This window comes from Pseudomonas sp. AF32, assembly GCF_022342325.2.
GTDB lineage: Bacteria > Pseudomonadota > Gammaproteobacteria > Pseudomonadales > Pseudomonadaceae > Aquipseudomonas > Aquipseudomonas uvaldensis.
On sequence record NZ_RQJK02000024.1, the window covers coordinates 48,553 to 74,442 of the forward strand.

Annotated in this window: 15 protein-coding genes; 10 read left to right on the forward strand and 5 right to left on the reverse strand. The window is 62.4% G+C overall.

From position 1 onward, the window contains the following. Position 1 precedes the first annotated feature (1 nt). From pepN to EGM97_RS21085, 3 genes are all read left to right on the forward strand, one after another. A complete protein-coding gene (gene pepN, locus EGM97_RS21075) occupies positions 2–2,659 on the forward strand; it encodes an aminopeptidase N (RefSeq protein WP_238963089.1) in 2,658 nt (885 codons plus the stop codon). Between the two features lie 372 nt (positions 2,660–3,031). Continuing rightward, on the forward strand, positions 3,032–4,084 hold the full coding sequence (locus tag EGM97_RS21080) for a WD40/YVTN/BNR-like repeat-containing protein (RefSeq protein WP_238963090.1): 1,053 nt from the start codon (positions 3,032–3,034) through the stop codon (positions 4,082–4,084). Between the two features lie 43 nt (positions 4,085–4,127). Then, the gene (locus tag EGM97_RS21085) at positions 4,128–6,503 is read left to right on the forward strand and encodes an efflux RND transporter permease subunit (RefSeq protein ID WP_238963091.1); all 2,376 of its coding nucleotides are present in this window, start codon (positions 4,128–4,130) and stop codon (positions 6,501–6,503) included. A gap of 180 nt (positions 6,504–6,683) precedes the next feature. On the opposite strand, the gene EGM97_RS21090 is transcribed toward EGM97_RS21085, so the two are convergent. The 3 genes from EGM97_RS21090 to EGM97_RS21100 form a co-directional block, all read right to left on the reverse strand. Further along, positions 6,684–11,396 carry a dermonecrotic toxin domain-containing protein gene (locus EGM97_RS21090; RefSeq protein ID WP_238963092.1) on the reverse strand — a complete coding sequence of 1,571 codons (4,713 nt, stop codon included), beginning with the start codon at positions 11,394–11,396 and terminating at the stop codon, positions 6,684–6,686. Between the two features lie 107 nt (positions 11,397–11,503). Next, positions 11,504–12,223 carry a FadR/GntR family transcriptional regulator gene (locus EGM97_RS21095; RefSeq protein ID WP_053153778.1) on the reverse strand — a complete coding sequence of 240 codons (720 nt, stop codon included), beginning with the start codon at positions 12,221–12,223 and terminating at the stop codon, positions 11,504–11,506. A 271-nt stretch (positions 12,224–12,494) separates the two neighbouring features. Then, the gene (locus tag EGM97_RS21100; RefSeq protein WP_238963093.1) at positions 12,495–14,231 is read right to left on the reverse strand and encodes an IlvD/Edd family dehydratase; all 1,737 of its coding nucleotides are present in this window, start codon (positions 14,229–14,231) and stop codon (positions 12,495–12,497) included. A gap of 190 nt (positions 14,232–14,421) precedes the next feature. On the opposite strand from EGM97_RS21100, the gene EGM97_RS21105 reads away from it, so the two are divergent. From EGM97_RS21105 to EGM97_RS21135, 7 genes are all read left to right on the forward strand, one after another. Then, on the forward strand, positions 14,422–15,744 hold the full coding sequence (locus EGM97_RS21105; protein ID WP_238963094.1) for an MFS transporter: 1,323 nt from the start codon (positions 14,422–14,424) through the stop codon (positions 15,742–15,744). A 159-nt stretch (positions 15,745–15,903) separates the two neighbouring features. Beyond that, complete coding sequence (araD1, locus tag EGM97_RS21110; protein ID WP_238963095.1) at positions 15,904–16,896, forward strand: AraD1 family protein; 993 nt, start codon at positions 15,904–15,906, stop codon at positions 16,894–16,896. A 13-nt stretch (positions 16,897–16,909) separates the two neighbouring features. After that, positions 16,910–18,490 carry an aldehyde dehydrogenase (NADP(+)) gene (locus EGM97_RS21115; RefSeq protein ID WP_238963096.1) on the forward strand — a complete coding sequence of 527 codons (1,581 nt, stop codon included), beginning with the start codon at positions 16,910–16,912 and terminating at the stop codon, positions 18,488–18,490. 236 nt (positions 18,491–18,726) lie between these two features. Further along, a complete protein-coding gene (locus EGM97_RS21120; RefSeq protein ID WP_238963097.1) occupies positions 18,727–19,023 on the forward strand; it encodes a DUF5629 family protein in 297 nt (98 codons plus the stop codon). Then, positions 19,010–20,185: a lactonase family protein gene (locus EGM97_RS21125; protein ID WP_238963098.1), complete on the forward strand. Its 1,176-nt coding sequence runs from the start codon at positions 19,010–19,012 to the stop codon at positions 20,183–20,185. The genes EGM97_RS21120 and EGM97_RS21125 overlap by 14 nt, the downstream gene beginning before the upstream one ends. A gap of 155 nt (positions 20,186–20,340) precedes the next feature. Next, the gene (locus tag EGM97_RS21130) at positions 20,341–20,520 is read left to right on the forward strand and encodes a hypothetical protein (RefSeq protein ID WP_053153761.1); all 180 of its coding nucleotides are present in this window, start codon (positions 20,341–20,343) and stop codon (positions 20,518–20,520) included. 178 nt (positions 20,521–20,698) lie between these two features. Beyond that, positions 20,699–20,824 carry a hypothetical protein gene (locus EGM97_RS21135; RefSeq protein WP_275300667.1) on the forward strand — a complete coding sequence of 42 codons (126 nt, stop codon included), beginning with the start codon at positions 20,699–20,701 and terminating at the stop codon, positions 20,822–20,824. 154 nt (positions 20,825–20,978) lie between these two features. Here the strand turns inward: EGM97_RS21135 and EGM97_RS21140 are convergent, their stop codons facing one another. After that, the gene (locus EGM97_RS21140) at positions 20,979–24,620 is read right to left on the reverse strand and encodes an AAA family ATPase (RefSeq protein WP_238963099.1); all 3,642 of its coding nucleotides are present in this window, start codon (positions 24,618–24,620) and stop codon (positions 20,979–20,981) included. Further along, on the reverse strand, positions 24,617–25,861 hold the full coding sequence (locus EGM97_RS21145; RefSeq protein WP_238963100.1) for an exonuclease SbcCD subunit D C-terminal domain-containing protein: 1,245 nt from the start codon (positions 25,859–25,861) through the stop codon (positions 24,617–24,619). The genes EGM97_RS21140 and EGM97_RS21145 overlap by 4 nt, the downstream gene beginning before the upstream one ends. Positions 25,862–25,890: the final 29 nt, after the last annotated feature.

Sequence of the window (25,890 nt, forward strand, 5' to 3'; positions counted from 1 at the left end):
CATGCGCACCGAACAACCGAAGATGATTTACCTGAAGGACTATCAGGCGCCCGAGTACCTGATCGACGAGACGCACCTGACCTTTGAGTTGTTCGAGGACCACAGCCTGGTCCATGCGCAACTGGTGATGCGCCGCAACCCCGAGCGCGGTGCCGGGCTGCCGCCGCTGGTGCTGGACGGCCAGCATTTGGAACTGCTGTCGGTCAAGCTGGACGATGACGATCTGAGCCCCAGTGATTACCACCTGGACGACAATCACCTGACCCTGCATCCAAAGACGCAGGCGTTCACGGTCGACACCAGCGTGCGGATCCACCCGGAAACCAACACCGCCCTGGAAGGCCTGTACAAATCCGGCAGCATGTTCTGCACCCAGTGCGAGGCCGAGGGTTTCCGCAAGATCACCTATTACCTCGACCGCCCGGATGTGATGAGCAAATTCACCACCACCGTGGTCGCCGAGCAGCACAGCTATCCGGTGCTGCTGTCCAACGGTAACCCGATTGCCAGCGGCCCCGGCGAAGACGGCCGGCACTGGGCGACCTGGGAAGATCCGTTCAAGAAGCCTGCCTACTTGTTCGCCCTGGTGGCCGGTGACCTGTGGTGCGTCGAAGACACCTTCACCACCATGACCGAACGCACGGTGGCGCTGCGCATCTACGTCGAGCCGGAAAACATCGACAAATGCCAGCACGCCATGACCAGCCTGAAGAAGTCCATGCGCTGGGACGAGGAGGTCTACGGGCGCGAGTATGACCTGGACATCTTCATGATCGTCGCGGTCAACGACTTCAACATGGGCGCCATGGAGAACAAGGGCCTCAACATTTTCAACTCCAGTGCCGTGCTGGCCCGCGCCGAGACCGCCACTGACGCCGCGCACCAGCGGGTCGAGGCCATCGTCGCTCACGAGTACTTCCATAACTGGTCGGGTAACCGCGTGACCTGCCGCGACTGGTTCCAGCTGTCGCTCAAGGAAGGCTTCACGGTGTTCCGCGACGCCGGCTTCTCGGCGGACATGAACTCGGCCACCGTCAAGCGCATCCAGGACGTGGCCTACCTGCGTACCCACCAGTTTGCAGAAGATGCCGGCCCCATGGCCCACCCGGTGCGCCCGGACAGCTTCATCGAGATTTCCAACTTCTACACCCTGACCGTGTACGAAAAGGGCTCGGAAGTGGTCGGCATGATCCACACCCTGTTGGGCCCGGAAGGTTTCCGCAAGGGCAGCGATCTGTACTTCCAGCGCCACGACGGCCAGGCCGTGACCTGCGACGATTTCGTCAAAGCCATGGAAGACGCCAACGGCGTCGATCTGAGCCAGTTCAAGCGCTGGTACAGCCAGGCCGGCACGCCACGGCTGGCGGTGAGCGAATCCTACGATGCGGCGGCGCAGACCTACAGCCTGACCTTCCGCCAGAGCTGCCCGCCGACGCCGGACAAGGCGGAGAAACTGCCGTTCGTGATTCCCGTGGAGCTGGGCTTGCTAGGCAGCGACGGTGCGGAAATTCCGCTGCGCCTGAGCGGTGAAGCCGCAGCGAACGGCACGTCCCGGGTGATCTCGGTGACCGAAGCCGAGCAGACCTTCACCTTTGTCGACATTGCCGAAAAACCGCTGCCTTCGTTGTTGCGCGGCTTCTCGGCACCGGTGAAGCTGAGCTTCCCGTACGACCGCGACCAGTTGATGTTCCTGATGCAGCATGACAGCGATGGTTTCAACCGCTGGGATGCCGGTCAGCAGTTGTCGGTGCAGGTGTTGCAGGAGCTGATCGCCCAGCATCAGAAGGGCGAGAGCCTGGTGCTGGATCCACGCCTGGTCACTGCGTTGCGCACCGTGCTGTCGGACGACTCCCTGGATCAGGCCATGGTTGCGGAAATGCTCTCGCTGCCAAGCGAAGCCTATCTGACGGAGATCAGCGAAGTCGCCGACGTGGAAGCGATTCACGCGGCTCGCGAATTCGCGCGCCAGCAATTGGCCGACAACCTGTTCGAAGCCCTGTGGCTGCGCTACGAGGCCAACCGCGACCTGTCGAAACGCACGCCGTACGTGGCCGAGGCCGAGCATTTCGCCCGGCGTGCCTTGCAGAACATTGCGCTGTCGTACCTGATGCTGACCGACAAGCCTGAAGTGCTGAGTGCGACCCTGGAGCAGTTCGACACCGCCGACAACATGACCGAACGCCTCACGGCGCTGGCAGTGTTGGTCAACTCGCCCTTCGAAACCGAGAAGGCCAGGGCGCTGGAAGTATTTGCGGAAAACTTCAAGGGCAACCCGTTGGTCATGGACCAGTGGTTCAGCGTCCAGGCCGGCAGCCCGCTGCCCGGTGGGCTGGCGCGGGTCAAGGCGTTGATGGAGCACCCGGCCTTCAACATCAAGAACCCGAACAAGGTGAGGGCGCTGATCGGTGCATTCGCCGGGCAGAACCTGATCAACTTCCACGCCGCCGACGGCTCGGGCTACCGCTTCCTGGCGGACCTGGTGATCCAGCTCAACGGCTTCAACCCGCAGATCGCCTCGCGGCAACTGGCGCCTTTGACCCGCTGGCGCAAGTACGACAGCGCCCGTCAGGCGCTGATGAAGGCCGAGCTGGAGCGCATCCTGGCCTCTGGCGGGCTGTCCAGCGATGTGTTCGAGGTGGTGAGCAAGAGTTTGGCTTGAGCTTGAAGGCACCGCGGTCTGCCTGGTGGACCGCGGTGTTCCCAATCGCGAGCAGGCTCGCTCCCACAAGGGGGCTTCAGTGAATAAATACTTTGTGTTCACCTGAACTCCCTGTGGGAGCGAGCTGCTCGCGATGACGTCAGACCAGCCATCCCCAGATCCAGCCATCACCCCACCGAATACCCCGCCATTCACCCCCTGCGCCAGCCCTTGCGGTTAACAAAAGATAACGTGCCGTCGATTGTCAGCTCTTCCGAAAGCCCGATAGGATAGGTCAGCTTCCGAAGGGGCTCTAGATTGCAGGTTTCAGGGCTATGCCCGGCGACCGGCGAAGAGAAGGGCCCGCTAACAATAATAATGGGGGAAAGGTCTATGAGTGAGCCTGTCATGGCTGTGGGCCGCTGCCGCCCGCCGGTACTGCGCCGCGTCGCGTTGCTGGCCTCGGCGCTCTCGCTGCTGGGCTCTGCGCTGTTGTCTGCGCCGGCGCTGGCCGTTGCGGCGTCGACAACCGATGTCATCTATTCCGTCGAATCGGCCAAGGCCAGCAAGACCCTGATGCTGGATGTGGTGCATGCCGGCCAACGCCTGGTGGCGGTCGGTGACCGTGGGCACATTGTCTATTCGGACGACCAGGGCACCTCGTGGACCCAGGCCAAGGTGCCGACCCGCCAATTGCTCACCGCTGTGTTTTTTGTCGACGACAAGCGCGGATGGGCCGTCGGCCATGACGCTCAGATCCTCGCCAGCGAAGATGGCGGCAGTACCTGGACCAAACAATACGAGGACCTCACCCGTGAGGCGCCGTTGCTGGACGTCTGGTTCAAGAACCCCGACAACGGCTTCGCCGTGGGTGCCTACGGCGCGCTGCTGGAAACCACCGATGGCGGCAAGCACTGGGAAGACGCCAGTGATCGCCTGGAGAACGAAGATCAGTTCCACCTCAATGCCATCGCCGCCGTGAAAGACGCCGGCCTGTTCATCGTTGGCGAGGCCGGCAGCATGTTCCGCTCCGCCGACTGGGGCCAGACCTGGGAAAAGGTCGAAGGCCCGTACGAAGGTTCGTTGTTCGGCGTCATCGGCACCGCCCAGCCTTCGACACTGTTGGCCTATGGCCTGCGCGGCAATCTCTTTCGCTCCACCGATTTCGGCGGCACCTGGGAGCAGGTCGAACTCAAGGCCGCCCGGGGGGCGTTGGAGTTCGGTCTGTCGGGCGCGACGCTGCTGCCGGATGGTTCCATCGTGATCGTTGGTAACGGCGGCAGCGTGGCGCGCAGCACCGACGATGGAGAAAGCTTCAGCGTGTTCAACCGTCCGGACCGTATTTCCGTAGCGGCCGTCACGGCGGCAGGCAACGGCAACCTGATCCTGGCAGGACAAGGGGGCGTGCGCATCACCACCCCTACCGGCGCTGAACTGAGCAAATGAGCCGCGCATATGAGTCGGGCACAATAACAACAAGGCGGACCCCATGAGCAGTCATCACCAAGACAAGGCGACATTCCTCGAGCGCCTGATTTTCAACAACCGCCCGGCAGTGATCGTCATTTGTCTGCTGGTCAGCCTTTTCCTGTTCTGGCAGGCCACGCTGATCCGGCCCTCCACCAGCTTCGAAAAAATGATCCCCCTTGAGCATCCCTTCATCGAGAAGATGCTCGAGCATCGCAATGACCTGGCGAACCTGGGCAACACGGTGCGGATCTCCGTGGAAGCCACCAATGGCGACATTTTCTCCAGGGACTACATGGAGACCCTGCGTCAGATCCACGACGAAGTCTTCTACATCTCCGGTGTCGACCGTTCCGGCCTCAAATCACTGTGGAGCCCGAGCGTGCGTTGGACCGAGGTGACGGAGGAGGGCTTCGCCGGTGGCGAGGTGATCCCCCAGAGTTACAACGGCTCGGCCGACAGCCTGGACCTGCTGCGCAACAACGTGCTCAAGTCCGGCCAGGTCGGGCGGCTGGTGGCCAACGATTTCAAGTCGAGCATCATCGACATCCCGTTGCTGGAGTCCTATCCGGACCCGCAGGACCAGGGCAAGCTGCTGGCGCTGGACTACCAGAAGTTCTCCCATGAGCTTGAAGACAAGATCCGCAACAAGTTCGAAGCCCAGAACCCCAACGTGCAGATCCACATCGTCGGCTTCGCCAAGAAGGTCGGTGACCTGATCGACGGCCTGATCATGGTGGTGATGTTCTTCGGCGTGGCCTTCGTCATTACGCTGATCCTGCTGTACTGGTTCACGAACTGCATGCGCAGCACCATTGCGGTGTTGAGTACCACTTTGGTAGCGGTGGTCTGGCAACTGGGGCTGATGCATGCGGCGGGCTTTGGCCTGGATCCGTACTCGATGCTGGTGCCATTCCTGATCTTCGCCATCGGCATTTCCCACGGCGTGCAGAAAATCAACGGCATCGCCTTGCAGTCCAGCGAGGCGGACAATGCCCTGACCGCGGCGCGGCGAACCTTCCGGCAACTGTTCCTGCCGGGGATGATCGCGATTCTGGCGGACGCCGTCGGCTTCATTACCTTGCTGATCATCGACATCGGCGTGATCCGCGAACTGGCCATCGGTGCCTCCATCGGCGTGGCGGTGATCGTGTTCACCAACCTGATCCTGCTGCCGGTGGCGATCTCCTACGTGGGCATCAGCAAGCGCGCCATCGAGCGCAGCAAGAAAGACGCGAACCGTGAGCATCCGTTCTGGCGTGCGCTGTCCAATTTCGCCAGCGCCAGGGTCGCGCCGGTTTCCATTGCCTTGGCCGTGTTGGCCTTTGGCGGCGGCCTCTGGTACAGCCAGAACCTGAAGATCGGCGACCTGGACCAGGGCGCGCCGGAATTGCGTCCGGATTCGCGGTACAACCAGGACAACAACTTCATCATCAGCAACTATTCCACCAGCTCCGATGTATTGGTGGTGATGGTCAAGACCAAGGCCGAAGGCTGCTCGCGCTACGAAGCCATGGCGCCCATCGATGAGCTGATGTGGAAGATGCAGAACACCGAGGGCGTGCAATCGGCGATTTCTCTGGTGACCGTGTCCAAGCAAATGATCAAGGGCATGAACGAGGGCAACCTGAAATGGGAAACCCTGTCGCGCAACCCTGACGTGCTCAACAACTCCATCGCCCGGGCTGACGGCCTGTACAACAACAACTGCTCCCTGGCCCCGGTGCTGATCTTCCTCAACGACCACAAGGCCGAGACCCTGGACCGTGCAGTGAAGGCCGTGCAGGCGTTTGCCCAGGAAAACAACCGGGATGGCCTGGAATTCATCCTCGCCGCCGGCAACGCCGGCATCGAAGCGGCGACCAACGAGGTGATCAAGTCGTCGGAGCTGACGATCCTGATCCTGGTGTACATCTGCGTCGCCACCATGTGCATGATCACCTTCCGCTCCTGGGCAGCGACCTTGTGCATTGTGCTGCCGCTGGTGCTGACGTCGGTGTTGGGCAACGCGCTGATGGCGTTCATGGGCATCGGCGTGAAAGTCGCGACCCTGCCGGTGGTAGCGCTGGGTGTGGGGATTGGCGTGGACTACGGCATCTACATCTACAGTCGCCTGGAGAGTTTCCTGCGGGCTGGATTGCCGCTGCAGGAGGCGTACTACCAGACGCTGAAATCCACCGGCAAGGCCGTACTGTTCACCGGCCTGTGCCTGGCGATCGGCGTCTGCACCTGGATCTTCTCGGCCATCAAGTTCCAGGCGGACATGGGGCTGATGCTGACGTTCATGCTGTTGTGGAACATGTTCGGCGCACTGTGGCTGTTGCCGGCGCTGGCGCGGTTCCTGATCAAGCCTGAGAAACTGGCGGGGCAGAAGGGCAATTCGTTGTTTGCCCACTGATCACCTGCCAAGGCACACACACACTTGTGGCGAGGGGGGTTATCCCCGCTGGGCTGCGTAGCAGCCCAAAAAGCCTGAAGACAACCAGCCAGATACACTGGTGATTGGTTGGGGCTGCTTTGCAGCCCAGCGGGGATAAATCCCCTCGCCACAATAATTCCCTCAGCCTTTGGTCGGCGATCACGGCGCCAACGGCAGGAACTTGCTCAGCGCCAGGGGCCTGCCGATCTGTCCGCGATACACATCCACGACCGCGTAAGGACTCCTGGCCTTGGCCAGCAGGGAGTAATAATGCTCCCGACGCTGCTCCTTGGTCTTGAGGTGCGCAACGCTGAAGTCGGCTTTCGGTGTGTCGGCCGTTTCGTAGTGAAAATGCGCATACCAAAGCGGCCAGCCGTCGCGGTCATTGACGGCGTATTCCTGGAGAAAATCCTTGCGCTCGCCTTTCAAAGCCTTGCGCTCGCCGAGCCGGGCGACCTGTATCAGGCCTTTGTCGAACAGGTAGCGCAGGTTGCTGTCGGTGGGCGGCAATTTGAAACTCAGTTCGGTGCGCAGAGCACTGCCCTGCTCGGCCAGGCGGGTGGCGGCGTCCGATAGCTGGGTCATCAAGGCCTGTTCGGCTGGCGTGGCCGGCTTCTGGGACGCACGCAACGCCCTGTCGAGTTCTTCGTCGAGTCGACGGAAGCGGTTCGCCTCGTTGTTCAGGATTTCCTCGATTTCCTGCGGAAAACGACACCGGGCCTTGTAGCCTTCGGCGCTGAGCAGACTGTGCTCCAGTTGCCCGAGCAACTTGCGCGCATCGCCCTTGATCGCCTTGAGCGAGCGGGTCCGGGGTTGCGGCGCCGGTCGTTGGACTTCCACCAGGTCCCAGATATCGTCGTGCTGGGAGTAGGTGGCGAGCAATTTGTCGTCGACTTCGGAGCGCAGCTCGACCACATCGATCGGCAGCGATGTGCCGGCCGGTTTCAGGTCGCCGATCAACACGCCGCTCTTGCGTGTCTTGATGACCTTTTTTTGTGGACGTCCAGCTGATGTTCTGCTGCGTTTTGGCGGGCGTCTGCGAGGTTGCGGCTCGGGCTTGATCTCGGCGGCCAGTTTTGCGGACGCGTCCTCATACAGACCTTCGACCAGCTTGTACAGCCTGCCGAAATAGGACGTGTCCATCTCGTCGGCATTGAGGGCTTTCATGCCCTGCATGGCATCGAGGGCCGCGCCGTAGTGTTCGGTCAGGCTTTGCAGCACGTCGAGCTGATCCGATGGTGTCAGGTCGTAGGTGCTCAGGTCGGATTGGGAGCGCGCTTGCTCCATCAACAGCCGGGTGATGTTGTGCAGGTTTTCGGGAAGGTCGGAGTCGGGATCCTTGAATATCAGCGCCGCCAGGGTCGGTAATTGCAAGGCCTTGGTGGACAAGGCCGTTCGCTCATCCAGTGGGCGGTCCCGGGTCAGCCGCTCGAATGCCTGCGCGCCGGCGGCATCGAGGTTCAATAGCGCATCCAGGTAGCGGTCCCGGAGTTCCAGCCAATGGATCGAGCGATCGTTGATATCGCTCAAGGCATCGAGGTAATTGAAATAGTCGAGCAGGTTGCCGGCAACATTCGTTTGCAGGGTCGAATAATTCTGCGTGAATTGGCCGTAGGCGGCATCGAGGGCGGTCAGATCGAACTCGGTGATCAGGAAGGCCTTGCGTGCGTTGTTGACCACATTCTCCATGAGGGCGCGGATGATATTGGGGGGAAGTTTCATGTCGAGGCTGGCGTATTCGGTGATGTTGTCCAGCAACTTCAAATAGCCGTCAGTCTGCGCCTGGAGCAGTTTATAGAAGCGAGCCCGCTTGTCCGCACGTTGGGCCTCGCTGAAATTGCCTTCCTGGGTTCGAGTCATGACTTCCTGGGCAGTGTCCAGGGCTCGCTGCTGGTCAGCTTCCCCTTTGTAGTAATTCGCAAGGTCCTCGCTCAATTCCCTGGCGCGTTGGGCCTTGATGCGACGCAGCTCGGCCAGCCGCTTGGGCGGCATTCCTCCGCGCAGGCGCAGACGCAGGTCGATGGACCAGTTGCCCCGGGCATCCGGTTGCAGCACCGGACCGTTCTGGGCCGGGTCCCGTGGGGCGTGGGGGTTGACGATGATCGCGCTGCCGTCCGATTCCGGGGTCACCTGATACATTTTTCCATCCACCAGGGCGTGCCAGGTGTTCCTGAACACGTACAGGCCCGTATAGGGGCCGTATTTAATCGGCTCGGGCAGGGGCGCCGGACGGCTCACCTGGAAGCGCTGCAGACGGGCGAGCTGCTCCGGTGTCAGGCGACGGCGCGCGCTGGCGAAACTGAGGTCAAGGTTCGTGCCGCTGTTCCCGAAGCGTTCCCCCGGCAAGGCCACGGGCCCTTCATGGATGCTCGGCGGCGCGGGCACGGGCCACTGCTCCGGGACGATGCGCGGCGCCGGAGGACGCATCGCCTGTTCCTTGAGCGCCTCGGGCAAGGGGGGCCGAGGGGGCGCGCTGATGGAGGGGAACTGGACCAGCAGCATGCCGAGGTTGAGCAGCAAGTCGACGGCGGCGAGTTCCCGTGTCACTGAATCTTCGCTGCCCAGCGCCGGAATGTCCTGATTGGCGCTGGCCATCAGATTCCACAGCCATGCGGTGGCCATGGCCGGACCACGCAACAGAGGCAACAGCAGCGTGTTGAACAGCAGGCTACCGCCATGCAGCAGGACGGCCCAGCGGCTTTCGCTGTTGGAGACCGAGCTCCGGTCTGCCTGGGTGACCAGGGCCCGCGCATTGCTTCCGTAGAGATACTGCATCAGCTCGCCGTTGCGCAGGAACTGCCGCAGCTCGTCGTTGACACCGTCGACCGCGAGGGTCGCCGGGGCGGGCTTTTCGGGAAGACTGAACTCATCGCCCTGGTAGAAGCGCACGACATGGGGTTCCTGGAAACCGCCGTTGGCGTAGATCAGGCGAGCGGCGTCGGACATCCAGGTCAGTACGCTCTGTTGCAGCTCCCCGGGGGCGACGATAGCTTGCAGCAAGGCCTGGCGCGTCGGGTATTGCTGCAGTGAAGGCGTATGGAGCGGGCGATACAGCACATGCGGGCCAACCGTCGCATCCTCCGGCTCGATGATAAACATGTTCGTCACGGTATCGGGATGGGCTTCAGGCTTGCGCAGGAAGGCCAGATGACGGATGACCACGGGAGTGCCCGCGACCCGTTGTTCATCGGTCGCGGGGTTGAGCAGGGCCTCGATCAGGGCCAGGCCTTGGCGGGTCATGCCGTTTTCGTGGTTGAGGATCTGCTTGAGGGCATCCAGGGGGAGTTGGGCGGGGATTTCCTCGGCGAACATCCGTTGGCGTTCGTGGGCTTGGGACCTATCGTCCAACAGCTTCTGTTGCAGGTAGCGCGGGTAGGTCGTGCCGATGTCCACCTGTTCGATCAGCCCGCCCTTGCGGGTGATGAAATCCGCCGTCAGCCATACCGGCAGCGTCAGGCCCTGGCGATGGCTGAGCACCGGGTCTACGCCGGGCCGGGCGACGAGATTGGCGATCGCCAGTTCGGTCAGGGTTATCGTTTTTTTTTCGACGATACCAATGGTGCCGGGATAGCCCGCCGCCGCGCTGAAAGTCAGTTGCACATCGTCGGGCTGATACTGACGGGGCTGGGCCTTGGCCTGACTGCCGTCGTTGACGTGTTGCAGCACCTTGAGCAAGGCGTCGGCGGCGAAAGCCTTGATGTCCTGGATGTCGCTGAGAAAGGTGCGCCCCTGGTTGCGTTTTTTGGCACTGGCCAAGGCCAGGCTGTATTGCTGGATTTTCGTCCTGTCGAGGATGGACGCCTGTATCAGCCAGTCGGGGAGCAGGGAGGTGATCCGTGCCGACGTTTCAGGCACTGGACGCGGAGCGTCGAGCAGGTAGCGGGCGGGGTCGCTCAGCTCGGCATAGAGTGCCGTGAGGTTGGGCAGGCCGATACGCGAGGGCAACTGCACCGCTTTAAGGTCAGCCAACTGTTGCTCCAGGATCATGGCCGCCTGGGTTTCGAAAACATTGCCAGCGATCTCGTTGCGCTGGCAGGTCACCGTGTCCACCACGTACCGGCTGGCAGTCACGGTGCCCCAATACTGGGTGAATGCCTCCAGGGAATCGAAGGCCCGGACAGCGCCGGCAGGCGTGCACAGCAGTAATACCGTGGTATTTTTCTGGCGGTGCATCAGCAGGATTTCGCTGCTGGTCAGCACGCTGCTGGATACGTTCCGAGTGAGTCGGGTGTCCAGGCTGTAGGCGTAAACGGAAGATTGCCCGTGGCGTCGCAAGCGTTGCTCGCGGTCGGGCCATTGGACTATCTGGTCGAGGGCTTCCCGGGCCTGTTCGGAAAGGTCCTGCTGCTGCAGGCCGCGGATATGCAAGAGGTTGCTCAGTACGTCGCTCAGCCATTGCCAGCGGCTGGTGCCGCCCTGCTTGTCGGCCTGCGGGCCGCTGTCGATATTGGCGTTCCAATAGCGGGTCAGTGCGTCCTCCAGCCCGAGCGGAACGGTCCAGGGCAGTTCGAGGAGCAGTTTTTCGACGACCTTCATATCCAGCGTGCCGTTATCGGGCGAAAGCAGCCGCGGAGGCCTGTCGGACAGGAAGCTCCGCCGCCCGTTGTGTTCGTTGAATGCCACGGGCGTGCCGCCTGCCAGGTAGTCGAGGACACGAAGCATGAAGGGTTCCATGAGATAGCCGCGAGAGGCCGTATCAGGCGTCGCCAAGCGGGTCCTGGACAGGTCGAAGACCAGCGTGGGGTATTTGTCCTTGATGGCTTGCTCGAGCATGCGTTGTGCGAACTGCTCGAATGTCGGGCGACTGGCAAATTGCAGACTGACGCTTTGCGCCGTTGTAGAAGGGCTGTCAATCGGGGAGGGCGAGGTCATATGAAATCCTTTCCATGGGGCGTCGAAAAATGACGCCTGGAAAAGTATCGACCTCTGGGTTCAGTGCGGGCGGTAGATAGATACCGCCACGCAGAATGAAGCGCGTGTCAGGCGGGATCGGTGCCCAGCACCACGTTCAGCGCGCTGCGGGCGTCGTCCAGTTGCACCAGCGTGGCATGACGGGCGCCGAGGGCGTCGCGGTTTTCGATGGCGGTGAGAATCGCCTTGTGCCGTGGCATCGCCAGTTCATGCAGGTTGGGGCGCTGGTTGGAATGTTTGAGCGCTTCGGCGATGGCGACCGACAACATGTTGCACAGGTTGGCGAGCAGGTCGTTGTGGGTGGCATCGGCGATGAGGCTGTGGAAGTCCAGGTCCGGTTGCAGCATGGCTTCCGGCGTCGGTGCCGCTTCCATGCGTTGGTACGCTTCACGGATGGCGGCGATGTCGGTCTCGGTGGCGAACTGCGCGGCGAGGGCGGCGGCGGCTGGCTCGATGATGCTGCGCACGCTGGTCAGCAGGTTGAAGAACTCGTTTTGCGGACTGCTTTTCATCAGCCAGTGCAGTACGTCGGGGTCAAGCATGTGCCATTCCCGGCGCGGCTTGACCACCGTGCCGACCCGCGGCCGCGAGTACACCAGGCCCTTGGCGACCAGCACTCGGGTGGCCTCGCGCAAGACTGGGCGGCTGACGGCATATTCTTCGCAAAGCAGGGCTTCGGCGGGCAGTTTGTCGTCGGGCTTGAAGCGCCCCGAGACGATCTGCATGCCCAGTTCCTGGACGATGCGGGCGTGCATGCTTTTGCGGTCGGAAGGTTTACGGTAATCCATGGGACGCGGCGCGTTCCTGTGCGAGGAGTTGCTGCGCATGATAGCAGGCGCGGCGAGGGCAGTGGGTCAGCTTGCATTGATGTCGAACTGGCGAATGCTATCGCGGGCAAGCCTTGCTCCCACAGAGTGCGCTGCGGGATACAAAATATTTGTGTCCGGCACCGTCCCCTGTGGGAGCGGGCTTGCTCGCGAAGGCGGACGGTCAGCGACATCTTCGTCAACTGACACACCGCCTTCGCGAGCAAGCCCGCTCCCACAAGGGATTGTGGTGTCAGTGGGAGTGTCGTGGCACCTCGGCGCCGCGGCAACCCACCAGGAAGTCGAAGTCGCAGCCCTGGTCCGCTTGCAGCACATGGTCGATGTACAGCTGGCGGTAGCCGCCGACGAGCAGTTGCTGCGGTGGTGCCAGGTCGGCCAGGCGGGCGGCGAGTTCGGCATCGGAAATGTCCAGGTGCAGACGCCCGTTGGCACAGTCCAGTTCGATCCAGTCACCTTCCTTCACCGCCGCCAAAGGGCCGCCGGCTGCCGCTTCCGGCGCCACGTGCAGCACCACGGTGCCGTAGGCCGTGCCGCTCATGCGTGCATCGGAAATGCGCACCATGTCGGTCACGCCCTGGGCCAGCAGCTTGGCCGGCAAGCCCATGTTGCCCACCTCGGCCATGCCCGGATAACCCTTGGGTCCGCAGTTCTTCATCACCAGGATCGAGTTGGCATCCACGTCCAGCTCCGGGTCATTGATCCGTGCCTTGTACTCGTCGAAGTTTTCGAACACCACCGCGCGACCGCGATGCTGCATCAGCTCAGGGGTGGCGGCGGACGGCTTGAGCACCGCACCCAGCGGCGCCAGGTTGCCGCGCAGCACGCAGATGCCGCCGTCGGCGCGGATCGGGTTGTCCAGCGTGCGGATGACTTCGTCCTGGCCGTAGATCGGTACGTCCCTGGTGTTCTCGCCGATGCTCTTGCCATTGACCGTCAGGGCATCGGGATTGGGGATCAGGTTCGCTTCACCCAAGCGACGCAGCACCGCCGGCAGGCCGCCGGCATAGTAGAACTCTTCCATCAGGAAGCGCCCGGACGGTTGCAGGTCGACGATGGTCGGCATGCCGCGACCGATGCGAGTCCAGTCGTCGAGGTCCAGTTGTACGCCGATGCGCCCGGCGATGGCCTTGAGGTGGATCACGGCGTTGGTCGAGCCGCCAATGGCAGCGTTGACGCGGATGGCGTTTTCGAAGGCTTCCTTGGTCAGGATCTTCGACAGCTTCAAGTCTTCACGCACCATTTCCACGGCGCGCATGCCGGACATGTGGGCCAGCACGTAGCGCCGTGCGTCCACCGCCGGAATGGCCGCGTTGTGCGGCAGGGAGGTGCCGAGGGCTTCGGCCATGCAGGCCATGGTCGATGCGGTGCCCATGGTGTTGCAGGTACCGGCCGAGCGGGACATGCCGCCCTCGGCCGCAAGGAAATCATCGATGGTGATGGTGCCGGCCTTGACCTGTTCGCTCAACTGCCAGACCACCGTGCCCGAGCCGATGTCCTGGCCCTTGTGCTTGCCGTTGAGCATCGGCCCGCCGGTGACGACGATGGCCGGTACGTCGCAACTGGCGGCGCCCATCAGCAGTGCAGGGGTGGTCTTGTCGCAACCGGTGAGCAACACCACGCCGTCAATCGGGTTGCCACGAATCGCCTCTTCCACGTCCATGCTCGCGAGGTTGCGGGTCAGCATGGCGGTGGGGCGCAGGTTCGATTCGCCATTGGAGAACACCGGGAATTCCACCGGAAAGCCCCCGGCCTCGATCACGCCGCGCTTGACGTGGTCGGCGATCTGCCTGAAATGCGCGTTGCACGGCGTCAGCTCCGACCAGGTATTGCAGATGCCGATGATCGGCTTGCCATGGAACTGATGGTCGGCAATGCCCTGATTTTTCATCCAGCTGCGGTACATGAAGCCGTTCTTGTCGGCGGTGCCAAACCATTGGGCCGAGCGCAGGGAGGGTTTCTTATCAGACATGATCGATTCTCTTATTGTATGACTATATTGTTCCAGCGTGAGCGTAACATAAGCGCAATTTGCACGGTTTGGAAGTGTTGTTGGTTAAATAGTATTACTATATAGTCGATTCAACGGAGGGGTTGTCCTGGCGTGCGTTCGCGAGAGAAATCCCCCGGTTCTATAACAACAACAATTGGAGACCGGACCCATGAGCCAGGAACTGCGGCTTATCCGTCGTATTACGCTGAAACTGATTCCCTTCCTGATCCTGCTGTACCTGATTGCCTACGTGGATCGCTCTGCGGTGGGCTTCGCCAAGTTGCACATGGGTGCCGACGTCGGCATTGGCGACGCGGCCTATGGCTTGGGGGCAGGGCTGTTTTTCATTGGCTATTTCCTGCTTGAGATCCCCAGCAACCTGATGCTCGAACGCTTCGGTGCCCGGCGCTGGTTCGCCCGGATCATGGTCACCTGGGGCGCAATCACCATCGGCATGGCGTTCATCCAGGGCCCCTACAGCTTCTATGTGATGCGCTTCTTGCTGGGTGCCGCCGAAGCCGGCTTCTTCCCGGGCGTGCTGTACTACATCACCCAATGGTTCCCGGTGCGCCATCGCGGCAAGATCCTGGGTTTGTTCATTTTGTCCCAGCCGATCGCGATGATGATCACCGGTCCGGTGTCCGGTGGCTTGCTGGGCATGGACGGCATCCTGGGCCTGCACGGCTGGCAATGGCTGTTCATCGTTATCGGTCTGCCAGCGGTGCTGCTGACCTGGCCAGTGCTGCGTTACCTGCCCGACGGTCCGCAGCAGGTGAAATGGATGGATCAAGCCGAGAAGGACTGGCTGACCGGCGAACTGAACAAAGACCTCCAGGCATACGGCCAGACCCGCCACGGTAACCCGCTGCATGCGTTGAAGGACAAGCGTGTCCTGCTGCTGGCGCTGTTCTACCTGCCGGTGACGTTGAGCATCTATGGCTTGGGCCTGTGGTTGCCGACGTTGATCAAGCAATTCGGCGGCAGTGACCTGGTGACCGGTTTCGTGTCATCGGTGCCGTATATCTTCGGCATTGTCGGCTTGCTGATTATTCCCCGCAGTTCAGACCGCTTGAACGACCGCTATGGTCATCTGGCGGTGCTCTACGTGCTGGGCGCCATTGGTCTGTTCCTCAGCGCCTGGCTGTCGGTGCCGGTGTTGCAACTGGCAGCGTTGTGCCTGGTGGCGTTTGCGCTGTTTTCCTGCACGGCAGTGTTCTGGACTCTGCCGGGGCGTTTCTTCGCCGGTGCCAGTGCGGCGGCCGGGATTGCTCTGATCAACTCGGTGGGCAACCTGGGCGGTTACATCGGGCCGTTCGTGATCGGTGCGCTGAAGGAGTACACCGGTAGTCTGGCGTCCGGGTTGTATTTCCTGTCGTGCGTGATGGTGTTTGGGCTGGTGTTGACCGGTGTGGTTTATCGACTGCTGGAGCGCAGGCACGTGCTGCCGGCGGATCAATTCGCGGCCAGCGCCCGGGGGGCGACGCGTACTTGAGACTCGAAGGCTGAGACGATCAGTGTGTGGGAGCGGGCTTGCTCGCGAAAGCGGTGGGTCAGCTTGCATAAATATTGACTGTGCCACCGTCTTCGCGGGCAAGCCCGCTCCCACAGTGGATTGGCGGTGTGTTCTAGGTTTGTTTACAAGGAGAGATCCATGCGTTTAGTTCAATTCGAATTGCCCGGCGGCGAGCGCCGCGTCGGTGTGGTCGAGGGCGATCAAGTGCGCGAAGTGTTGGGCGCGCAAACGGTGCGGGAGCTGGCGCTGGCCGCTATCGAGGCGGGCGTGAAGCTTGAGCGGCAGGTCAATGGCTTGGGCCTGGGCGCTAGCCATGACTACACAAAGCTGCTTGCCGAGCTGCGCATCCTGCCGCCGCTGGATCATCCGGACCCGGCGCACTTGCTGGTCAGCGGCACCGGCCTGACCCACCTGGGCAGCGCCTCGGCGCGGGACAAGATGCACCAGCAGGCCGGCGACGAAAGTGCCATGACCGACACCATGCGCATCTTCAAATGGGGCGTAGAGGGCGGTAAACCCGCGGCGGGGCAGGCCGGCGTGCAACCGGAATGGTTCTACAAGGGTGACGGCAGCATCGTGGTCCGTCCGGGGCATCCGTTCCCGCTGCCGCCCTTTGCCGAAGATGCCGGGGAAGAGCCGGAAATCAGCGGATTGTATGTCATCGGCTTCGACGGCAAACCCTATCGCCTGGGCTTTGCGGTGGGCAACGAATTCTCCGACCACGTGATGGAACGCAAGAATTACCTGTACCTGGCCCATTCGAAATTGCGCAGTTGCAGTTTCGGCCCGGAACTTCGCGTGGGTGAACTGCCTCAACATCTGTCCGGGACCAGTCGAATCCTGCGCAACGGCGAAGTGCTGTGGCAGAACGAATTCCTCAGCGGCGAGGCGAATATGTGCCACAGCCTCGAAAACCTGGAATTTCACCATTTCAAGTACAGTCAGTTCCTGCGCCCGGGGGACGTCCACGTTCACTTCTTCGGCACCGCGACCCTGTCGTTCGCCGACGGCATCCGCACCCAGCCGGGGGATGTGTTCGAGATCAGCCAGGCCGAGTTCGGCGCACCGTTGGTCAATGGCATTGCCCCGGTGGACGCGGTGTTCAACCCGGGTACTATCGGCACACTTTAAGAGGAGACTTGCGATGAACCAGATCCTTGGCCACAACTACATCGGTGGGGCGCGAAGCGCGGCCGGCCAGACCCGTCTGCAGAGCTTCGATGCGAGCACCGGCGAAGCCTTGCCCGGCGAATTCATCCAGGCCACGGCAGAAGAAGTCGACGCCGCCGCCAAGGCCGCCGCTGCCGCTTATCCGACTTATCGCAGCTTGAGCGCGGTGCGTCGGGCCGAGTTCCTCGATGCCATTGCCGATGAGCTGGACGCCTTGGGTGATGAGTTCGTCGCCGTGGTGTGCCGTGAAACCGCCTTGCCGGCGGCGCGCATCCAGGGCGAGCGCGGTCGTACCAGCGGCCAGATGCGCCTGTTCGCCAAAGTCCTGCGCCGGGGTGATTTTTATGGCGCACGCATCGACCGAGCGTTGCCTGAGCGTACGCCACTGCCACGCCCCGATCTGCGCCAGTACCGCATCGGCCTGGGCCCGGTGGCGGTGTTCGGTGCGAGTAACTTTCCGTTGGCGTTCTCCACCGCCGGTGGCGATACCGCGTCGGCCCTGGCCGCCGGCTGCCCGGTGGTGTTCAAGGCTCACAGCGGCCACATGGCGACGGCCGAATGGGTGGCTGACGCGATCATCCGCGCCGCCGAGAAAACCGCGATGCCGGCCGGTGTGTTCAACATGATCTATGGCGGTGGCGTCGGCGAGTGGCTGGTCAAGCACCCGGCGATCCAGGCCGTGGGCTTCACCGGTTCCCTGCGCGGTGGTCGTGCCCTGTGCGACATGGCGGCGGCACGTCCACAGCCGATCCCGGTGTTTGCCGAGATGTCGAGCATCAACCCGGTGATCGTATTGCCCAAGGCCTTGGACACCCGCGCCGAAACCGTCGCCCGCGACCTGACCGCGTCGGTGGTGCAGGGGTGCGGCCAGTTCTGCACCAACCCGGGCCTGGTGATCGGCATCCGCTCGCCGCAGTTCACCGCATTCACCCAACAAGTGGCCGCGCTAATCGGCGATCAGGCGCCGCAGACCATGCTCAATGCCGGCACGCTGCAAAGCTATGGCAAAGGCCTGCAAAAGCTGCTGGCTCATCCCGGCATCGAGCATCTGGCCGGGCGCGAGCAGCAGGGCAACCAGGCCCGGCCGCAGTTGTTCAAGGCTGACGCCAGCCTGCTGATCAACGGCGACGAGGCACTGCAGGAAGAAGTGTTTGGTCCGACCACCGTATTCGTCGAAGTGGCCGATCAGGCGCAACTCACTGCTGCGCTCAATGGTCTGCACGGCCAACTGACCGCGACGATCATTGGCGAACCGGCGGATTTCGAACAGTTCGGCGAATTGACGCCGTTGTTGGAGCAGAAAGTCGGTCGCATCCTGCTCAACGGTTATCCGACCGGCGTCGAAGTGTGTGATTCGATGGTCCATGGCGGGCCGTATCCGGCCACGTCCGATGCCCGTGGCACGTCGGTGGGTACGTTGGCGATCGACCGTTTCCTGCGGCCGGTGTGCTTCCAGAACTACCCCGACAGCCTGCTGCCGGAACCGCTGAAGAATGCCAACCCGCTGGGGATCCTGCGGTTGGTGGACGGGGTGATGGGGCGCGAGGGACTTTGAGGGGTCTGATGGTCGGTACATTGTGGTTGGATGTGCCGGCCTCTTCGCGAGCAAGCCCGCTCCCACAGTTGGAAACTACGGTGAATACAGATTTTGTATCCGCAGCAAATCCAGTGTGGGAGCGGGCTTGCTCGCGAAGACGATGGCCCAGGCAACATCGCATCTGGATCATGGCCCAAGCCCCACCCCAACATTGGGTTATCATGCCGGCTTTCCCCAAAAAACGACTGATCGCCATGACTGCCCAGACCGACACCTTGCTGCAAGCCCTCGAATCCTGCGACATGCTGATCATCGACGGGTTGCATGCATTCAATTTTGCCCTCGACGAGCAGGACCAGCTGCACGTTGAGTGCATGAACGGGCGCACCCTGGAACGTTGGCGCTTCACCCCGGCGCAAATGCAGGCTGCGACGTTCGACAAGGCTGCGAATCACTGGATCATCTCCAGCGATTCGGGCGATCACCAATTGGAGTGCGTGGAAGCGACCAGCGGCCACGACGATGAGGATGACGAACATGAAGATGCGTAGTCTCTGGCCGCTGTTGATGGCCGGGAGCGTGGGCGCCATGGGCGTTCAGGCGGGTACCGAAGAGCGCCATCAACTGCTGGTGGGTTCCTACACCGCCGGCCAGAGCCAGGGTATCTATCGTCTTCAGTTCGACAGCCGCACCGGCCAGCTCGATGCCAAACCGTTGCAGGTGATCAAGACTGACAACCCGTCGTGGCTGACCCTTTCGACGGACATGAGCCGGCTGTTCGTGGTCAACGAGAACGGGCCGGGTCAGAAGGATCCGGTGGGCAAGGTCAGCAGCTATGCCATCGACCCCAAGACCCACGAACTGAGCCTGATCAACCAGGTGCAATCCCTGGGCAACGAGCCGACCCATTCCAGCCTCAGCGGCGACGGCCGGCATTTGTTGGTGAGCAACTATTCGGTGGTGGAAGATCCGGGCGGCACCCTGGCGGTGTTGCCGGTGGGCGCCGACGGCAGGCTTTCGCCCCCGGTGCAGTTGAGCAGCCATCAGCCGAGCCGGGTCAATCCCGAGCGGCAGATGTCGGCCCATGTGCATTCGGCGGTGTCCTCGCCCGATGGCCAATATGTGTTCGCCAACGACCTGGGGGCGGACAAGGTGTTCGTCTACCGCTATGACCCCAAGGCCAACCCCGAGCTGCCGCTGACCGCCGCCGCCCCGGCCTTCGTCCAATTGCCGCCCGGCAGCGGGCCGCGCCATCTGTTGTTCAGCGCCGATGGCAAGCACGCCTGGCTGACCCTGGAGATGAGCGCACAGGTCGCGGTGTTCGATTACCGCGAGGGCCAACTGACTCAGCGCCAATTGGTCGACCTGGCGCCGGGCAAGCCTCAGGCGGGCAGGGCGGCGGCTGCGCTGCACGCCTCGAAGGACGGCAAGTTCCTGTACGTGAGCAATCGGGGGACCACGAATGAAGTGCTGGTGTTTGCCATCGACCCGGCCGCCGGTACGCTCAAAGAGCTTCAGCGCCGCTCCGTGGAGGGGGATCATCCGCGAGAGTTCAGCCTGGACCCGAGTGAAAAATTCATGCTGATCGGCAACCAGAAGAGCAATCAGATCGTAGTGGTCGAGCGCGATCTCAGGACCGGTCTGCTGGGTAAAACCGTGCAGAAGCTGGCGATGGATGCACCGAGCGATCTGAAATTCATGCTGCGTCAATAGACCGCAGGCCCCGTTTTTCGGGGCCTGCGCCGTTGTATCAATGAGGCTGATATTCGCTAGCAGTGCAAAGCATTTCAAGACGAGACGCCTCGGCGCGTAAGTTTGCTTCACGGCCCAACCGGGCAAGACAGCCAACTGAATCCGAGGATACCGCCATGAACCTGAACCTTTTTTCCGTGATCGCCGCTTCCGCTATCTCCGCCACCGTGGCATTGCCAGCCAGTGCCAGCATCGAGATCAGCGACAAGAAAAATCGGACCCAGACCTACACCGAGAAATACCTGCAACAAAGCGCCAACTTCTACGCCGCCCTGGATCACAAGTCCCAACACTGAGCGACGCGCTGTCTCTGAAGCCTGCGATCTTTTCGTCTTTCAAAAAGAGAAAAGATCGCAGGCTTCGTCGTTTCATGAGGCGCTTCAGGGTGTTCTGAAAATCCCGCTGTAATATCACATCGCCATGTGTTTAAATTTGACGCTGAAAAATTGACTCCTCCCCATAAGGATCAACACCATGGCGATGCGTCTGGCAATGATGCTGCTGTTTCTCTATTCCACCCCGATTGTTTCGGCTGCACAGCCGGTTCCCGGCGAGCCGGAAGCGGCTCGTGAGCGATTACTCAGCCTGCTTGAAGACTGACCGGGTAGAAAAAAGGGTGCTGTTGTGGCGAGGGGATTTATCCCCGCTGGAGCGCGAAGCGGTCCTCTTTGCGGTCGCTGCGCAACCGAGCGGGGATAAATCCCCTCGCCACAGGAGAACGCAGTGACTGGGGTCACGATCGCCACGGCGCGGCTCATTTCACTTCCACCGTACTCAACCCATTCCCTTGACGATGCACCCGAATCTGCACCGGGATCCGTTCGTGCATCTCCTGCACATGGGAAATGACCGCGACCTTGCGTCCCTGGGCCTGTAAGCCGTCGAGGGCGTCCATGGCCAACTGCAGCGATTCCGGATCGAGGCTGCCGAAGCCTTCGTCGATGAACAGCGATTCGATTCTCAGCGTACTGGACGCCATCGAGGCCAGGCCCAGGGCCAGGGCGAGGGACACCAGGAAGGTTTCGCCGCCGGACAATGAATGCACCGAGCGCAGCTCATCACCCATTTCCGTGTCCAGCACCAACAGGCCGAGCATGCTGCCGCCGCGCTTGAGCCGGTAGCGTCGCACCAGTTGTCGCAGTTGGACGTTGGCGTGGTGTACCAGCAAGTCGAGGTTGTAGGCCTGGGCCAGTTTGCGGAAACGATCGCCGGTGGCTGAGCCGATCAGTGCATCCAGTCGCGCCCAGCGCTGGTATTCGGCGTAAGCCTGTTCGATCTGCAAGGCCAGGGCCTGGTTGGCGTTCTGCCGGCGTTGGTCTTCGGCTTGCTGTGCGCGCAGTTCGGCGCACTGGTGTTCGCTGGCGTCACATTGCGTCTGTAGTTCGTTGAGGGCATCGGTCAATTGTTCCGGCGACAGATTGCCGTTGTGTTGGGCCTGATGGTTCTGCAAGCGCTGCTCACGTTCGGTCAGCAGTACACGGGCCTGTTCGATGGCCTTCTCGGCATTGAGCAGTCGTTGGCGCAATTGCCCGACGTGTTGCTCGTCCAGGCCGAGCAGCGCTTCAAGGGCGGCGTCGTCCAGCTCCGGATGGGAGGTGCGCCATTGGGCAATGCCGGCGGCCAGTGCCTGACATTCCGTCTCCAGGGCCTGCGTCTGTTCCTGGCGGGCCTTGAGTTCAGTCGCCAGTTGCACGAGGCTGTTGCGCAGCTCGTGCAGTTGCTGGTTGGCCGTCGCTTCGGCGGTGCGTGCCTGCTCCAGGGCCTGGTCGAGCTGTTGCTGCCACTGTTCGGCGCTGGCGTGATCGCCCAGCAATTGTGTGAGTTTTTGTTGGCAAGCCTGCCGTTGCTCGGTCAGGGCCTGGAGTTGCTGGCGCGCCAATTCCAGTTGCTGGGCCCGGGTCTGCTGGCGGTCCTGTTCTTTCTCCAGGGTTTGCTGGCGCTGGAGCTGTTCGCTGAGTTCCTCGCGCTGCTGTTCCAGCTGCTCCAGGCGCTGGGCGATCTGCCGGTCTAGCTGCAGGAAGGTGTCGGCGGGTTCGGTGCGTAGGGCTTGCAGGGTGTCGGCGGGCAACAAAGTGCTGAAATGGCTCAGTTCCTCGTCCAGGCGCTGACGGTCATGGGTCAGTTCCTGGCGCTGCTTATCCAGGTGTTGGGTCGCCTGCTGGCTTGCCGTTTCAGCGCTGCGCAGGCGTTGAGTCAGGCGCGAGGCGTCCTGTTGCAGGGTCAGGAGGGCGGCTTGCCGTTGTTCATCCTGGGTGATGCGTTGGTGGAGCTGACTGTTCTGCTGGGTCAGCCAGGCTTCGCGTCGGATCCCGTCCTGCGCCAGCAGTTGCGCGGACAGCGGATGGGCTTCAAGGCTGGGCGTCAGACCCTGTTGCTGGGCGGCGAGCTGTTCCTGTTGCTGGCGGAGCTCTTTGAGCTGGGCGATGACACCGCTGTATCGGGCGCGCAGGTCGATGACCTTTTCATTGAGCAGGTCGACGGCGTTGCGGGCGTTGGCCTCTTCATGCTCATCATGACGACCGAGGCTTTGCAGCAGCGCCTCGGGTTGATGATAGGGATGCTCGACGCTGCCGCACACCGGGCAGGGCTGGTCGTCCTGGAGTTGGGCACGCAGTTGCTCGACGCTTTCGCTACGGGCCAGGCGTTGGCGTTCCAACAGTTCACGGGTGACCGTCAGGGTCTGTTCGGCAAGCGCCAGCTCGGCCTTGGCTTCACTGCCCTCGCGCACCAGCCGGTCGCGCTCCTGCAACGCCTGCTGCTGGCGTTGTTCCAGCTCGGCACTGCGCTTGTCCAGGTCTTGCTGCTGGGCCCACAGCCGCGTCAGCTCCTCGAACGCACGCTGTTGTTTGCGGTTGTCCTGTAGCAGGTTGCCAAGCAACTGGATCTGTTCGGCCACCGCTTCAGGCTCGGCGCCGGCTTCCTTGTAGAGCACTTCCAGTTCTTGCCTACGGGCCGTCAGCTCCTCGCTGGCGCTGGCGGCGCTTTGCTCCAGGGCGGCGAGTTCGGCCTGGCCCTTGTTCAGGCGATTGCCGATCAGCATCAGTTGCTGGAGACGATCGCGATAGGCATTCCAGGCCTCACTCAACGGGGCGAGGGGCAGGCTCTGTTCAAGCTCATCGGCGATGCGCTGCAAGCGCCCGGCCACCTGCCGTTGCTGTTCCTGCAAGGTTTCGAGGGTGTGCTGGCCCTCGGTGCAGGCGTGTTGGGCTTGCTGCTGGCGCTCGGCGCCCTGGTCGGCGTCCCTGGACAGGCGGGCGAGGGTACTCTGCTCTTCGAAAGCCTGGCGCAGCAACGGCGCGGTGTCGGTGCTTTGCTGGCGGGCCGCAACCAACGCCAGTTGCGCTGCACCCAGGGCCTTTTCCAGTTGCGTCTGTCGTTCGGTCAGGTCGATTTGTTGCTGGCTGAGTTGCTGAATCTGTGCCGCCAGGGGCGTCAGCTGCCGGGTCAGTTCCGTCTGGCGGATGAACTGATGCCGCTGGGGCGCCAGTTGCTCAAGGCGTGTCAGCTTCAGGCGGTCGTCCGCCAGGGCGTTCCATTCGGCCTGGGCCTGTTGCAGTTGCTCGGTGGCGCTGGCGTGTTCGTCCTGCAGTTGGCGCAGGTCCTTGAGCCAGGTGTGCTGCTGCTCCAGTTGCTTGAGTTGTGCCTGCTGGGTCTTGAGCCGTTGCTGGGCTTCGTTGAAACGCTGGTCCAACTCCGCGCGTGCTTCAGGTGCCAATGGCGTGACGCCGGTGGCCTGCTCCTGCAATTGCCGGTGGTTTTCCTTGGCTTGCTTGGCCTTGTCGAAGGCCCGCCGGCCGAGGCGGGTGTACAGGGCGGTGTCGGTGAGCTTTTCCAGCAGCTCGCTGCGTTCGTTGTCATCGGCCTTGAGAAAGGCACTGAACTCACTCTGCGCCAACAGCACGGCGCGGGTGAACTGCTCGAAGTTCAGGCCCAGGACCGCTTCGAGCTGAGTCTTGTATTCGCTTTTCTGGCTTGCCAGCAGTTGATCGTTGTCCAGGTCCCGCAGGCTCTGGCGGCTGGCTTGCAGTTTGCCGCCAGCCTTTTCCCGGGCGCGATTGGCTTCCCAGCGGGCGCGATAGCGGCGTCCGTCGATGCCCCGGAAATCCACTTCGGCGTAGCCCTCGCCGGTGCCGCGGCGCAACAGCGTACGTGGGTCGCCCGTGGCGATCTCGCCGTCGGCATCCGGGACCTTCGCGTCGCGCCCGGTGTTATTAAGGCGCGGCACGGCCCCGAACAACGCCAGGCACAGTGCGTCGAGCAACGTGCTCTTGCCTGCGCCCGTCGGGCCGGTGATGGCGAACAGGCCGGCGCTGGCCAGGGGTTCGGCGGTGAAATCGATGTCGAACGGGCCAGCCAGGGAGGCGAGGTTCTTGAGGCGGATCGCAAGGATCTTCATGGCTGCTCGTCCTCCATCTGTACGTCCTGCAACAGCGCGGCAAAATCCTGGAGGGTCTGTTCGTCCACTTCGTTGCCATAGGTGTCCTGCCAGGCGCGGCTGAACAGTTCGTGCGGGCTCAGTTGATCCAGCTCGATCAGCGCCGCGTCGTCATCGGCACGCCCGGCATCGCCGGTGCCGGCGTACTCGGCGGCGATCCGCACCAGGCGCACGGCTTTGCCTTGCAGGGCGGTTTCCACCTGGTGGCGCAGGTCTGGCTGCGGTTCGTCGAGGCGTACCCGCACTTCCAGCCAGGGTTGGCGTTGGACATCGGCCAGCAGGTCGATGTCGGGCAACTCCTTGAGTTGCACCAGGATCTCGGCCAGCGGCGCCGGGCCCAGGCGTTGCAGATTGACGGCACGGGGAATCAACCGTGGCTCGACCTTCACCAGGGTTTCGCCGTCCAGGGTGATGTCCAGGATCTGATGTTGATAGCCGATCTCCGAGAACGATAGAGGAATGGGCGAGCCGCTGTAGCGGATGCGTTCCTCGCCGTTGACCTTCTGTGGCTTGTGCAAATGACCGAGGGCAACGTAGCTGATGCTCGGGCCGAACAGGCTGGCGGGCAGGGCCTCGGCGTTGCCGATGATCAGGCTGCGCTCCGAGTCTTCGGACACGGAGCCGCCGGCCATGTGGGCATGACTGACGGCAATGAGGGCCTGGCCTTTCTTGCGCTTGGCGTTGGCGGCGGCGATCAGCCACTCGTGGACCTGGCCGATGCCCCGCAGGTAATCATCTCCCAATTGCGCGCCGGTCACTTCGGCGGGGCGCAGGAACGGCAGGGCCAGGCACCACGCCTTGACCTTGCCCTTGGCGTCGGGCAGTGGCAGCAACAGGCGCTCGACGTCCAGTTGTCCGTCGTCCAACCACAACACCCGGCCCAGGGCATGGGTACGCAACCGCCGCATCAGGGGGGCGGGCAGTTCGATCCGAGAGCCGGAGTCATGGTTACCGGCAATCATCACGATGGTCAGGTTGGGGTTTTGTTCATGGGCGCCGACGATGAAGTCGTACAGCCGCTCCTGGGCTTTGACCGGTGGGTTCACGGTGTCGAAGATATCCCCGGCGATCAGCAGTACGTCGGGTTTTTCACTGGCCAACTGGCGCAGCAGCCACTGGAGGAAACACGCGTGCTCGAAATCGCGCTCCTGGCCGTGCAGGTTTTGCCCCAGGTGCCAGTCGGAGGTGTGGAACAGACGCAAGGTGAACTCCATAAAACAGATAATGGCCG